The following is a 14,514-nucleotide window of genomic DNA, read 5'->3' as shown; positions in this document are numbered from 1 at the left end:
CTTGAGAGCTTCTTTTTATATTTAGTCTTGTAATTTGATTCAGTAGGGAAGCACCCCCAGTGGTATACTTTTACTATATCATTTACAACGAGATAGAAGAACCATAGAAAGAGAGATCTCCAGAGGCAAAATAAAGCTTCTAAATAGCAATTTAACCTATAGAGACGAGTACTGTGCAGATATAGCCCAAGCTAGGTATGATAAAAATGCACAGAATAAGGGTCCAACGTTAAAAATAGGCTATGATCATAAATTGGCTAAGCATATAGAAGATAAGATAATAAAGGAAAAGTATTCACCAGATGCAGTAATTGGAGAAATTAAAGTTAAAGAAATGGTATTTAAGAGTTGTATTTGCACCAAGACGTTATACAACTATATAGATAAGGGTGTCTTTGCCAACATCAGCAACAAAGACTTGCCAGTAAAGAAAAACAAGAAAAAAGGAATGTATAGGAAGACTAAAATAGCGCATAAAAACCTAAGGGGAACCAGCATTGAAGAAATACCCCAAGAAGTAGAGAAACGAGAAGAGTATGGGCATTGGGAGATGGACTGTGTCATAGGCAAAAGAGCTGGTAAGGGTGCTGTGTTCCTAGTATTAAGTGAAAGACTAACAAGGCAAGAAATAATAGTTAAAATACCAAATAAGACTCAACAAGCAGTATGTAATGCATTAGATATACTGGAGATAAATGAGGATAATTTTGAAGGAAATTCAAAACTATTACAGTAGATAATGGGACAGAGTTTTTAGATTTTAAAGCAATAGAAAGATCAGTAATAAATCCCGATAAAAGAGGATGAAGCTATACTATGCTTATCCATATAGTTCTTGGGAAAGAGGCACAAATGAGAATTCAAATAAATTAGTAAGAAGATTTATACCTAAAGGTATAGATATGAATACCATAAGCGAGGCAGCAATAAAGAGAATTGAGTACTGGATGACCAATTATCCTAGACGGATATTTAATTATAAATCAGCAAATGACATGGTAGCTTTAGTAGCTTATAGAAAACCTTGGGGACTCTGTCCCCAAACCCCTGCCCTCACCGGAGGCAGAAGGTCTGTTGGCACAGACCTTAAAAATAGGATATTTAACTAACGGATGTCAAGGATAAATAAACGAGCAAAAAACGCTCGCCCTTGACATCCAGGAAGATTACTTTATATTAGGGGTTCTTACAAAATATGGTGGGCATTTAAACTTCCAATTTATATAGTCAAAAAATTCACGGTAAGTTGTAAAACTCGGTAAGTTGTAAAATTCACAGCTATTCATTGTGATAACAGACTGATTATGCTATAATTTTCATGTGTTTTTATATCCATGCGGGCAATAATTGTGGATTAAGCAATTATTGTGTAAGAATAATGGTCGCAATGTCGATTGTAGGGGGAAAGTAATGGTAGGTAATAGTAATTTACATGTATCAAGAGCAGGTAAAACAGATGAATTTTATACCCAGCTTCCGACAATAGAAGATGAACTCCGTCATTACCGTGAATATTTCAAGGACAAAACTATTTTTTGCAACGCAGACGACCCGGCATATGGCGAAGATGGACAAGACCATTTCGGTGACGGGCTTGGCGGTTATACAAGTAATTTTTTTAGATACTTTCAATTAAACTTTGAACAGCTTGGTATCAAAAAACTAATCGCTACTCACTACGACCCGAACAAGCCAACATATAAATTAGAGTTAGTAGATCACAGTAACAACGACGAAAAAAATAACCGCCTTAATGTTGTGAAAACCCCATTGAAACAGAACGGTGACTTTCGTTCGCCGGAATGTTTGGAACTGCTTCAGGACTGTGATATTGTCGTAACTAATCCGCCGTTTTCGCTTATGAAAGAGTATTTACCGCTTATGGTTAATAGCGGGAAGCAATTTCTAATTCTTGGGAATATTAATCACGCCACGTTTAATGAAACATTTGTGTATTTTAAGGAAAACAAAGTATGGCTCGGGCACAATAGTGGTCACTTTTGGTTTAAGGTGCCAGACTATTACGAAGAAAAAAAGACAGATTTTAAGATTGATGAAACTGGGCAGAAGTGGAGACGTATGGGTAACTGCTGTTGGTTTACGAACATGGATATTCAGAAACGCCATCAGCCGCTTAATTTATTTAAGCGATATACCCCGGAAAAATACCCGACATACGATACATATGAAGCGATTGAATGTGGGCGTTATAATGAGATACCAATGGATACAGATAAAGTCATTGGGGTTCCGATTACTTTCTTGGCATACCATTGTAATGAGCAATTTGAAATTGTTGGTGAATTCAGACATGGTTGCGATAATAAATTTGATTTAGCTGTGCCGATTGTAAACGGAAAGGCCAAATATACGCGTATTGCCATACGGAATAGACGGCCAGAAAAGGCGGGTGAATAACCTGTGAATATTGATCGCAGACAAGTTACTATCAGAGAACTTATTGCAGGCTATGAAGAAAAAGGGCAAAACGGGATTGAAGGCGTTGTCGCTTATAGCGGCAAACTTGACGTACGCCCCGCTTATCAGCGCGAATATATCTATTCGGGCAAAGACCGTGATGAGGTTATCCGCTCGGTTATGAAAGGGTTCCCGGTCAATGTTATGTATTGGTCAAAGGTAGACGATGATCATTACGAACTAATGGACGGGCAGCAACGCACTATTTCAATTTGCAGGTATGCCGCAGAAAGCGAACGCACATTTGCCGTTGATTATAGATATTACTTCAATCTTGAAAACGATGAGCAAGAAGCCATATTGGATTATGTGCTTGATATTTATATATGCGACGGTACACCGTCAGAAGTGCTTTCATGGTTTAAGGTAATAAATATTGCGGGTGTGCGTCTCTCAGAGCAGGAATTACGCAATACCGCATATACCGGAACTTGGCTTTCCGACGCAAAAACTTACCTGTCAAAGCCGAATTGTACTGCAAAAGATATGGCGAAAGATTATATGAGTGGATCACCTATTCGGCAGGAATATCTTGAAACAGGTATCAAATGGATTGCCGCACGTGACGGGCTTGATACCATTGAGGAGTACATGGCACTCCACCAAAAAGATGAAAACGCAAATCAGTTATGGATTTATTTTAGGCGAGTCATTGACTGGGTCCAAACTATTTTCCCCGTAAAGCGTAGAGAGATGAAAGGCGTTGAATGGGGCTATCTGTATAACGATTATAAAGACGCTGAATTAGACCCAGACAAACTCGAAAGCCGCATATCTTCACTTATGCTGGATGATGATATTTCAAACAAAAAAGGCATTTACACCTATATTTTGACTGGTGAGGAGAAGCACCTCAGTATTCGTGCTTTTACCGAAAACCAAAAGCGTGAAGCCTATGAACGGCAAAAGGGGATTTGCTCAAAATGTGACAAGCATTTTGAGCTATCAGAAATGGAAGCAGACCATATAACGCCGTGGAGCCAGGGCGGCAGGACAACCGCCGAAAACTGTCAAATGCTCTGCCTCGACTGCAACCGCCGTAAATCAAACAAATAATATGAAAGGCCAGCGAGTTCTCGCCTTGCCCGTCATCACTTTTTACAGTACAGCGTTATATCGTTCATGTACCCATGCAAAGGGGAATACGAAGAGGCTGGCTCTAACATCTTTTTCACTACCCACTCTCAACATTTCCTCCATTAACCCCAGCTCTCAGCAACCAAAATATAAAGAGTCTTTCCACTTGAAAGCTTCCTTTTATACTTGGTCTTATAATTTGATTCAGTAGGAAAGTGAGGGGATGAGTAGGAAAAACAAGTCTTTTTCCCATCTTTTAATATAATAGAACCTTCAATAATACCCAAAGAAGTAACTCTACGGGCTGTAGCAGATAATGAAACATCAAAAAACACTTGAATTTGCTCTAGTAGTTTTAAAGTGTATCTATTGTAAATATTTGAAAGCTGATACATCTCAGTAGCCGGCATTAAAAGTCTGGCCGCAAACTCATTTGCTTGATTCTCTTGAAGGTTATCATGAATATCCCAATAATTCCAAGAATGTATAGATGCTTCTTTATGTTTAAAATAAAGATGGCCTATTTCATGAGCAACAGAAAACCTTTGTCTTCTGTGTAAATGCCTTTCGTTGATCATGATATAATATCCATTTTTCTCCTTTCGAGTATAGCCCCCAATGCAATTAGGCATTTGGGTCTTAATTACTTCAACAGGTTTATCCAACTTGAGTTTTTTAACTACTTCAAAAACGTCTACTGGAAATGTAGTAATATCCCTACCATTGGCAAAGACAAGGCTCTCAATCTCTGCGTATTTCATCATACTATTTGTCATTAGGTCACCTCTTATTAAATTTGAAACAACATAAAATATGTGGAATTTTGTCGAAATATCCAGAAAAACAGGAAACTACCTAATCTGTCGAAGATTGGTAGTTTCTTTTTAATCTTTTTTATTTTTATTTTTCTCAAACTGCTCAATTAATTTTGTATGTTGTTTAAATGCTTCTAAAAATTCCTTTTGAGCATCAGGTGGAAGGTTTTTAAGCTTTCTAAAATACATCAAACCTTCTGGAGGGATACAATCTAATAAATCATTTTGCGAGTCATTAAGGTAACCTGCAGCTGCTAAAAGTTGCTCTGCTGATACTTCATTATAGGCTTTAGAAGCCAGTTTGATTATAATAGCAGCACTAGGTGCAGTATCAATTAATTCTCTTAATAACCGAGAAATGTAACCTGGATCTACTCCAGCATCATTACCATATTTATTTATTGAACGCTCACCTTTTGCTAGAGTTAGTAGCTGAGCAAACTTACTTTTATTAAAATCCACATAATTACCTCCTATAACATTGCTATTATATTGTAACCATAATATTGCCCAAAGACAATACTAGTTCTATCAAAAAAATTGTTATGAGACAATAAAATAACTTGACCATTGTCTGCAGACATGATAAAATTGTTTTAAGTTATATGAGAGGTGAAAAAATGTTAATAAATACAATTGCACTTCAAAAACTGGCAGAACAACGTAATTGGAGTATACCTGATCTTGCAGGTAAGCTTGGAGTAGATTATTCTTATTTATTCAGAGTACTTAATAAAGAAAAAATTGGTGGAGTAAAAGTATTTAAAGGCCTCTACCTTTTATGCAAAGAAGAAAAACTTGATCTAGAAAACTATATTTTTTTCAATAAACCATTGTCTACGGACAATGGAAATCAAAATTCAGATGTTGTTTAATCCAAGCATCCCTTACCGAAGATGGTTGATAGAAAGTGTTGTTAAATAACATGTATGGATTATGAATTATGTGCTTGAGATGAGGATAGAACTTCAGTAATTATTTCTACTTATCGCTATTATACCATTTATTGGTATGATATATAACTTAGTTCTTTGACAATTTAGCTTCCTGGAGGCTGGAGGGAGATAAGTAACTCCAGGGAGAGTTTGAAATCGGGCTTACGCTGGTGTACTTGACCTGTTAGTCTATTTATTATTACTTAGGCACGCTACAGGAATGAGGTTTAGCTTCATGAATGTACGGTGTCTGATGGAGATAGGCTTCCAGGTTCGAGGAACCTGCATTTTCCAGGAGTGTATAGGCGTAGAGTGATTCTGTCTGCTGGTGGGAGAACCGTCGGTTAGATCCAAAGGCAGGGAAGGCATGTGCAGTAGTGAGCACAACCGATTTTGAACTTTTTTTTAACATTTTTATTTTATTATTTTAAGGATGGTAATATTTTTGTATAATTTAGTTATAGAATAACAAAGAGACAGTTTATATTACAAAGATATCCTTATATTATAAGGTATGCTTTTTATGATATCCATACTGAGGAGGACTGGTTGTGAAATCATTGGAGCGTTCGAGGCAACTAAATGATGAACTCTCTAGAATGATTAATGTTTTAATTACTGAATACAAACCCCTAAAGATTATTATCTTTGGTTCGTTTGTTATGGGAAATATTAATGAATGGAGCGACATAGATCTAGTGATAATTAAAGATACAGAAAAGTCGTTTTATGAGAGGTTAAAAGAGGTTATTGAAATTGCAGAACCAAATATAGCGGTAGATATCCTTGTCTATACTCCAAAGGAAGAAGAAGAATTAAAAGATGATTTGTTTTATAGAGAAGAAATTTTAAAGAAGGGGAGGGTTATATATGATGCTCTCCAATAAATGGTATGAGTTTGCCTATGATGACATAGATTCAGCAAAAATAATATTAAGAGAAGATAAAACAATAATGTTTGTTTCTTTTCACATCAAGCGGTAGAAAAAGCTTTTAAAGGTTTTTTAGTTGAGAATAATGTTAGTCCTCCTAGAACTCATAACCTTATTGAACTATGTAACCTATGCATCGAAATCAATTCTGATTTAAAACAGTTTATGTCAGCTGCTAGGATTTTAAATCAGTTTTATATACCTACACGATATCCAGTTGCCCCGATTGGATCTACATCAAAAGGCATGCCCAGTAAGGATATTGCTGAAGAGGCCTTGTCTATTGCAAACAATATTCTTGATTTTTTTCTTAATCGAGAAAGATTTGTTAATAAAAAAAGGAAAGTGAAAGAAGAGGAATTTGAAAGATAATACCGAAGTCGAAGCCGGAAGGCTTCTTTTTGTTTTCAATCCTTATTCAGAGGATTTTATTATTGCAGTGATTATGCTACTTTGATATACTCTAAATAAGATAGATACAAAGAGCGGTGAACTCCTACCATATAAGTGGAGGGCTAAAAGAGTGGTGAACTCCTACCGTATAAGTGGAGAGCTAAAAGAGCGGTGAACTCCTACCTATAAGTGGAGAGCTAAAAGAGTGAGAGGCAGCGATTATGCTGTCTCTCTTTATATTTGAGGTGAGACCATGAAAAAGCTAAGGATTTATAGAATCGAAGATGATTACATTGAGTTTTTAAGAAGGTATGACAATATTAATGTAAAATACAACAAAAACAGCAAGAGACCATATGTAGGAGTAGTATTAGTTGTAAATGGAATTAAATACTTTGCTCCTCTGGCTTCACCTAGACCTAAACATAATAAAATGAAAAATAGCTTGGATTTTATAAAAATTGACAAGGGTAAATATGGGGTTATTAATCTTAATAATATGCTTCCTATCGTTGAAAGTGCATTAATTGAATATAATATAATGAAGGAACAGGATATTGCCTATCGTAATTTATTATTAAATCAGCTTTCATTTATAAATAAGAATGCTGATATTATAATGAAGAAAGCCGCGCGTCTTTATGAAAAGGTTACAAGTGGTGAGACACATCTTAATAAACGTTGTGTGAAATTTAAGCTGTTAGAAGAAAAGTGTCTGGAATATACCCCTGGTATTTCTGTTGTTAGAAAAGAAGCTGCAGCAACACTAGAAGAAGATTATGAAAGGTAATATTAGTGACTTAATACAGATGCTGAAAGGCTTCTTTTTATTTCCTGAATTATGTAAATGGAGGGGATGATAATTCAATGGATGCAAAGGAACGCTTGCAGGAAATCATAGGGTGCCAAATTAGAACTCACTATGATACAGGTGGAATTGTTACAGGTATCTACGGCCCTCGTGGAGATTTCTACACATTGAATTATGAAGATCAAAGAGGGCATAGATGCATCATTAATACTATTCAAGTAAAAAACGAGGTAATAATCTGTGAAGGAAAACATCTTCATATTTTAGAACGTGCAAGACCGGTTCAAACGCAATTATTTGGTTTACCAGGGATAATTATCAATGAATAGCATCAGTTTCTTTTTTGATAGTGTTAAAGGTACCAGAAATTAGATATGGATTGACATAGGTGGTGATTAAGGAAGCTGGGATGTAATATACTTTTCCCATACAAGTTGGTAAATATGAAAGAAATTAAATTTGGGGGGGAGATCATGTAATGAACATTATTTATTGTAGAACAGCACAAAAACACCAGGCTGCAATCGATGTAAAGCAATATAAATGTAGAAAATTTTTAGAATCTAAACATATGACAGTAGACAAAATATATATTGATGATGGTTTTTCTGGATATATAATGGATAGACCAGGATTAAATCAAATAATCAATAATCTGGACACTATAAAAAGCATTACTGTAAGTTCAGTAGATAGAATTTATAGAAATTCAAATAAACTATTAGAGCTTTATAAACTGTTAAAAGATAAAAATATTAAACTTTATGATACCATACTAGGAATTGATGTAATCAATTCGTTAGAGCTGAATGCTGTTAAGGTTATTGATGAATTACTCAACTTTCAGGGCTCAAATTAGTTTACAAAAGGTTAGACTGATGAGATTTATAAAAGAAATCATGGATGTGGATGTTAAGCAAGATCTCTCTTAAGTATTGGGAGATTTTTTTGTCTTAAAATATTGTCTTAGGGGGTGGAGTATTGGAGAAAACCTATACCATTAAGGCCCAATGCATCTGTTGCGGTCGAAAGGCTACCATTGTTGGATATGAAAAATCAAAACCAAATTCAATATTGAGAGAATACATAATAAAAGGAGGTAGATGCCCTAAATGCAATTCCATTAGTTTTGAAATTACTAAGTAAGTTTTTAAGTATGATTAGCAAGAAATAGAGGAGGAGGTGTCATTATGCCACAAGAGTGTAGTTTAAAGGAGAGAATAAAAAAGGTGTTAGTAATGTTGGAAAATGGTGAGATTGATAGTTCTTCAGCTGCAGCAAGTTTAACTTATTATATAGAAGCAAAATATATAAAAATGAGTGGTTTGCAGCTCATAAAAAAAGAAGCTGCTCAGGAAAAATACCTGGCAACTTAATTATTAGATTATTTTAAGTATATATATCATTAATATATATGTCAAACTTTTATGATAGGTAAAGCCGAAGAGGCTTGTTTTATATTATGGGTGAAAGGAGGTCTATGTATAATGAAGCTAATTTTAAAGCCAACTAAAGATCCCGAAGCAGACAAAAAAATTTCTATAGTATTTTCGAAACTCCTAAAATTAGTTAGTGTGGAAAAACCTAAAAAAATTGCTTTGGATAAAAAGTATAATCAAGTACAATATAATAAGTAAATAATAAGAGGTATTCTAAATGAGAGCTTGTATATATGCTAGGGTTTCAACAGAAGAACAAGCCCTGAAAGGGCATTCACTTGGTGAACAAATAAAACATTCTAAATTAAAGGCTATAGAACTAGGTGCGGTGGGCGATATAGCTGAATTTGTTGATGATGGTTATAGCGGGGATGATTCCGAAAGACCCAATATGATAGAATTAACTTCCAGGGTGGAACAGGGTGAATTTGATCTGGTTGTTTGTTATGATCTGGACCGTTGGGCAAGGGACCTAGGAGACCAGATTATGTTTGCACGAAGCGTCGAAAAATATGCTAGATTGGAATTTGTTACTCATTCAAGAGGCGATAAAGAAAGTCCCGAGGATACTATGTTTTTCTATATGAAAGGTGCTTTTGCAGAATATGAAAAAGCTAAAATTCGTCAGAGAACCATAGCGGGTAGAAAAGCAAAGGCTCAAAAGGGGATGGTAAGTTGTACCGGAGGTTGGGCAGGGCATCCGGGTCCGTTCGGTTACGATTATGACGCTGAAAGATCACAATTTGTAATTAATGAAAAGGAAGCAGGTATTGTTAAGAAAATATATACTATGTGTGATAATGAAGGAATGGGAATTTCTAAGATTACTATTGCTTTAAATGAAGAGAGAATACCCAGTCCAAAAGGCTGCAGATGGCATACCAGCACAGTTGGCAGGATTCTACATAACGAAGCGTATGCAGGAACTTTTAATAATTTCAAACGAAAGACTTGCTCAAAGTCAGGAAAAACCTTATCAGTAGAAATAAGACCTCAAGAACAATGGATACCCGTCAAAATACCATCGATAATATCCAAAGTACAATGGGAAGGGGTACAAAGAAAAATATCTCAAAACGCCGCTATATCTAGGAGACGGAAACATCAATACCTCTTGGTAGGGCATATTTATTGTGGTGAATGTGGAAGGCGTGTATACACAACCCCTAAGACCACAAATACAGGAGCCCATTTATACTACAGGTGTGCTGGGAGAAAAAGAGAGGTTACCTTAACGCCATGTGAAGTGCCAATGTTCCCAGCAAACAGTATAGGAGGGATGAGAGGCTTAGATGACATGGTTTGGAATTTCCTTGATTCCGCTCTTAAAAATCCAGACCTTATAACACGTGAAGTAAACAAAGCTAAAGATAATAGTGAAGCCGAAATTATAGAAGAACTTTTGAGGAAGCTAGATAAAAAACAAAAGCAAATTGACGATTTGGAAAAACAGGTGGATGAAGCATGGGAAATGAGACTTGAAGGTTATGTTGAGCCCGATGAACTTAAAAAAAGGATACAGAAAATAGAGCAAAAGAAGAAATCCGTGATACAGGAAATATCTAATACAAAAAACAAGCTATTATATATAGAAGAAAAACAAAATTTTTCCCAAAACATTGAAAATTACTGTAAACTAATAGCAGACAAATTAGACAGCTTGTCTTTTGATGAAAAGAAAGAAATTATTAAACTTCTAGATGTTAAGATACATATATATGCCAATAAAACAGTAGAAATAGAATGGCCTTTTAGTAATGAGTTAATAAAGGTTGGCGAACTTTCCCACGAGGGATATTGTTGGGCTTCCAGATACATCAATTCGAGAGTCCAAAGAAAGGGTACGTGCTGCAATAAAAAATTCTGGATTTCAGTTTCCTCCCAAAAGAGTTACAATTAACCTTGCACCAGCAGATATTAAAAAAGAAGGTCCTATCTATGATTTAGCTATTGCCATAGGCGTGCTCGCTGCTACAGAACAGGTAAGCATGAAAAAGCTAGAGAATTTCTATATGCTTGGACAACTATCATTATCAGGTGAATTAAGAAGAGTCCCAGGTGTATTGGTAATGGCTAGTGGAATTGCTAATGAACATATAGATAAAATATTAGTTCCTGAAGGCAACGTACAAGAAGCTGCTTTAGTGTCGGACATAAAGGCTTATGGGTTAAATACTTTAAAAGAAGTAGTGGAATTTTTAAACGGTGACATAAAAATAAATGCTGCAAGGTTCTATAGACCCCCAAATAAGACTGAGAATATAGAAACAGACCTTGCTGATATTGTTGGACAGTTAAATGCTAAAAGAGCTTTGGAAATAGCTGCTGCAGGTGGACACAATGTACTTTTTATTGGACCACCTGGTTCTGGAAAAACAATGCTTGCTAGATCTATGGTTAGCATTCTTTCAAAGATGTCACTAAAGGAATCGCTAGATGTTACAAAAATTTATAGTGTTAGTGGCCTTCTACCAAGAGACAACCCTTTAATTACAGAAAGACCTTTTCGTGCTCCACACCACAACATTAGTCAGGCTAGCTTAATAGGAGGAGGTTCTATTCCTAAACCTGGTGAAATAAGTCATGCGATGCATGGTGTTCTTTTTCTAGATGAGTTAACTGAGTATCCCAAAAGGGTTTTGGAAGCTTTGCGGCAACCTTTAGAGGACAGAGAAGTATTAATAAGTAGAGTATCTGCAGCAATTAAATTTCCTGCCAGCTTTACACTTATAGTAGCATTAAATCCTTGTCCATGTGGATATCTAGGTGATGATACAAAAGAATGTATATGTACACCAATTCAAGTAAAAAAATATTTAGCTAAAATATCAGGACCTTTACTAGACAGATTTGATTTGCAAGTTCAAGTTCCAAGGGTGAAAAAAAATGAATTAGACTTACATAAGTCAGGAAGAGGGGAATCTAGCGAGAAGGTTAAACAAAGGGTGGAAAAAGCTAAGCTAGTACAAAACAAAAGATTTAACAGAAGTAGTATAGTATCTAACTCGGAAATGAATATAAAACAAACAAAGAAATTCTGTCAGCTAGATAAAGACGCATTACAATTGTATGACATTATTTATGAAAAATATTCATTCTCAATGCGTTCATATAACAAAGTTCTTAAGCTTGCAAGAACAATAGCTGATCTAGATGCATCAGAAGAGATAAAGCAGAATCACTTGGCAGAGGCTATTCAATATAGAGATTATGATAGAATGATAAAAGACTACCACATTTTTTAGAATAATTCGTTTGGAGGCAGTTTAATGACTAATATAAATATATCACAAGAATTACTAGTAAATGTTATAGCAAAAGATATGAATTTAGGAGAGAAAAGTGTAAAAAATGTAATAGACCTATTATCACAAGGAAATACAATACCTTTCATTGCACGTTATCGTAAAGAGTTAACTGGAAGTCTTGATGAGGTTATAATTCGTAATATATGGGAGAATTGGGAATATGGGAATGCTTTACACTCTAGAAAAGAAGAGGTAACTAGACTAATCAATGAGCAGGGTAAACTCACAGATGAGTTGTTTAAGAAAATTGAAAGTGCCAAAATATTGCAGGAAGTGGAAGATTTATATAGGCCGTATAAACAGAAACGTCGTACAAAGGCGTCAATAGCCAAGGAAAAAGGACTAGAGCCCTTAGCTTTATGGATACTTTCATTACCAATAGAGGGTAATATCTTATTAGAGGCTGAAAAATACCTATCCATAGAACATGAAATACATACTGCTGAGGATGCTATTCAAGGAGCAAAAGATATTATCGCTGAAATAGTATCTGATGATCCTAGCATTCGAAAAGCGCTAAGAGAAAAAACTTACAAGGAAAGTATCTTGCAAAGCTGTGTTAAGAATAAGGAAATGGATCAAAAGAAAATATATGAGAATTATTATGAATACAATGAAGTTGCTTGTAAGATGCCTTCTCATAGGATACTTGCTATTAACAGGGGAGAAAAAGAAGATGTATTAAGAGTTAAGCTATTGTGCCCATTAGAAAAAAACATAGCTTATATAAAAACCCAAATTATTAAAAATAGTTCGTCTCCGGTAACAAGCTACATAGAAGATGCATTGGAAGATGGCTATAAGAGGTTAATAGAACCAGCCATAGAAAGGGAAATACGCAATAATTTAACTGAAAAGGCTGAGGAACAGGCTATATACATCTTTTCCCAAAATCTTCGCAATCTATTACTCCAACCACCTTTAAAAAATAAGATTATTTTAGGTATTGACCCAGCTTATAGGACGGGTTGTAAAATAGCAGTTGTGGATGAAACCGGAAAGTTGCTTGATATCGCAGTTATTTATCCAACTCCCCCCAAGAGTGAAATAGAAAAATCCAAAGAGATAATAAAGTCCTTAGTAATTACCCACTCTGTAGATGTAATTGCCATTGGAAACGGAACGGCGTCTAGGGAGACTGAGCAGTTCATTATTGAAACGATAAAGGAGATGAATAATTCTCTAGCATATATAATTGTAAATGAAGCAGGTGCTAGTGTATACTCCGCTTCTGATCAGGGAAGAGAAGAGTTCCCTGAATTTCAGGTAGAAGAAAGAAGTGCTGTATCTATTGCCAGAAGGATACAGGATCCACTAGCAGAGTTAGTAAAGATTGACCCAAAGTCAGTAGGAGTAGGACAGTATCAGCATGATGTAGCACAACAAAGACTTAATTCCACTTTAAAATTTGTTGTTGAGACAGTTGTGAACCAGGTTGGTGTAAATGTTAATACTGCATCTGTCTCCTTATTACAGTATGTTGCAGGTCTTAATAAAACTGTTGCCTTGAATATTGTTAAGAAGCGTAATGAAGATGGAAAATTTAGAGATAGAATTCACTTGAAAAAAGTACAAAAGTTAGGTAAAAAGACTTATGAGCAATGTGTAGGATTTTTAAGAATTATGGATGGTGATAATGATTTGGATAGAACGGGTATCCATCCAGAAACATATAAAGAAACAAAGCTTCTTTTACAAAAAGTTGGTATATCTCAAGATAGTATTGGTTCTATAGAACTTAAGGACGCATTAAAGAAAATAGATATAGAGGAGTTAAGCGTAAATTTAGAATTGGGAAAACCTACATTAATGGATATTGTTGAAAATTTGATAAGTCCAGAAAGAGATCCTAGGGATGATGTTCCAAAACCTATTTTGCGGACAGACGTGCTACAAATGCAAGATCTTAGAAAAGGTATGGAATTACGAGGAACAGTTAGAAATGTAGTTGATTTTGGGGCATTTGTTGATATAGGTGTAAAGCAGGATGGGCTAATACATATCTCCAAGTTACAGAGAAATTATGTAAAACACCCTATGGATGTTGTATCTATTGGAGATGTTGTCACAGTCTGGGTGGATAATGTTGACATGAATAAAGGAAGGATCTCATTGACTATGTTACAAGATTCAATAGAAACTAACTAATCAAGCAGATTAAGTCAATGGAGCTTACCTTATATGACAAAATTAGAACTCACCTTATATGACAAAATTTTCCTTGACAATTAATATAAGTTATAATAGTATTCGCTATGAAGATAATACTATTAGTTTAAGGACAACCCAGACAGAGACGGTTGCAAGATTAATACTGTATTGTTTG

The 14,514-nt window shown here is 35.2% G+C and carries 14 protein-coding genes and 1 pseudogene; 13 read left to right on the top strand and 2 right to left on the bottom strand.

Translation table 11 applies throughout. From position 1 onward, the window contains the following. The first annotated feature begins 253 nt into the window (after positions 1–253). The 4 genes from APF76_04585 (at position 254) to APF76_04570 (ending at position 3,534) form a co-directional block, all read left to right on the top strand. Positions 254–736, top strand: coding sequence for a hypothetical protein (locus APF76_04585; GenBank protein ID KUO52315.1), 483 nt, complete (start codon positions 254–256; stop codon positions 734–736). A gap of 67 nt (positions 737–803) precedes the next feature. Then, a complete protein-coding gene (locus APF76_04580) occupies positions 804–1,109 on the top strand; it encodes a hypothetical protein (GenBank protein ID KUO52314.1) in 306 nt (101 codons plus the stop codon). Between the two features lie 301 nt (positions 1,110–1,410). After that, positions 1,411–2,418, top strand: coding sequence for a hypothetical protein (locus APF76_04575; GenBank protein KUO52313.1), 1,008 nt, complete (start codon positions 1,411–1,413; stop codon positions 2,416–2,418). Positions 2,419–2,421: 3 nt separating this feature from the next. Then, positions 2,422–3,534, top strand: coding sequence for an HNH endonuclease (locus APF76_04570; protein ID KUO52312.1), 1,113 nt, complete (start codon positions 2,422–2,424; stop codon positions 3,532–3,534). A gap of 143 nt (positions 3,535–3,677) precedes the next feature. On the opposite strand, the gene APF76_04565 is transcribed toward APF76_04570, so the two are convergent. Next, positions 3,678–4,331: a hypothetical protein gene (locus APF76_04565; GenBank protein ID KUO52311.1), complete on the bottom strand. Its 654-nt coding sequence runs from the start codon at positions 4,329–4,331 to the stop codon at positions 3,678–3,680. Positions 4,332–4,439: 108 nt separating this feature from the next. Then, positions 4,440–4,832 (bottom strand): hypothetical protein, encoded by a 393-nt coding sequence (locus APF76_04560; protein KUO52310.1) that lies wholly within the window; start codon positions 4,830–4,832, stop codon positions 4,440–4,442. Positions 4,833–4,990: 158 nt separating this feature from the next. Between APF76_04560 and APF76_04555 the strand changes: the two genes are divergently transcribed. From APF76_04555 to APF76_04515, 9 genes and pseudogenes are all read left to right on the top strand, one after another. Further along, positions 4,991–5,245 (top strand): hypothetical protein, encoded by a 255-nt coding sequence (locus APF76_04555; protein ID KUO52309.1) that lies wholly within the window; start codon positions 4,991–4,993, stop codon positions 5,243–5,245. Between the two features lie 620 nt (positions 5,246–5,865). After that, positions 5,866–6,192 (top strand): DNA polymerase III subunit beta, encoded by a 327-nt coding sequence (locus APF76_04550; GenBank protein KUO52546.1) that lies wholly within the window; start codon positions 5,866–5,868, stop codon positions 6,190–6,192. Between the two features lie 210 nt (positions 6,193–6,402). Further along, on the top strand, positions 6,403–6,609 hold the full coding sequence (locus APF76_04545) for a hypothetical protein (protein ID KUO52308.1): 207 nt from the start codon (positions 6,403–6,405) through the stop codon (positions 6,607–6,609). A 274-nt stretch (positions 6,610–6,883) separates the two neighbouring features. Further along, positions 6,884–7,420: a hypothetical protein gene (locus tag APF76_04540; protein KUO52307.1), complete on the top strand. Its 537-nt coding sequence runs from the start codon at positions 6,884–6,886 to the stop codon at positions 7,418–7,420. Positions 7,421–7,497: 77 nt separating this feature from the next. Next, positions 7,498–7,770 (top strand): hypothetical protein, encoded by a 273-nt coding sequence (locus APF76_04535; GenBank protein KUO52306.1) that lies wholly within the window; start codon positions 7,498–7,500, stop codon positions 7,768–7,770. Between the two features lie 149 nt (positions 7,771–7,919). Further along, entirely contained in the window at positions 7,920–8,300 is a 381-nt protein-coding gene (locus tag APF76_04530) for a hypothetical protein (protein ID KUO52305.1), read from the top strand. 331 nt (positions 8,301–8,631) lie between these two features. Beyond that, on the top strand, positions 8,632–8,817 hold the full coding sequence (locus APF76_04525) for a hypothetical protein (protein KUO52304.1): 186 nt from the start codon (positions 8,632–8,634) through the stop codon (positions 8,815–8,817). A 1,820-nt stretch (positions 8,818–10,637) separates the two neighbouring features. Next, positions 10,638–12,125, top strand: a pseudogene (locus APF76_04520) (magnesium chelatase). Positions 12,126–12,149: 24 nt separating this feature from the next. Further along, positions 12,150–14,336 carry an RNA-binding transcriptional accessory protein gene (locus tag APF76_04515; GenBank protein ID KUO52303.1) on the top strand — a complete coding sequence of 729 codons (2,187 nt, stop codon included), beginning with the start codon at positions 12,150–12,152 and terminating at the stop codon, positions 14,334–14,336. Positions 14,337–14,514: the final 178 nt, after the last annotated feature.

The organism is Desulfitibacter sp. BRH_c19, from assembly GCA_001515945.1.
GTDB lineage: Bacteria > Bacillota > DSM-16504 > Desulfitibacterales > Desulfitibacteraceae > Desulfitibacter.
The sequence above is the reverse complement of the archived record's forward strand: the minus strand, read 5'-3'. Positions and strand labels throughout refer to the sequence as shown.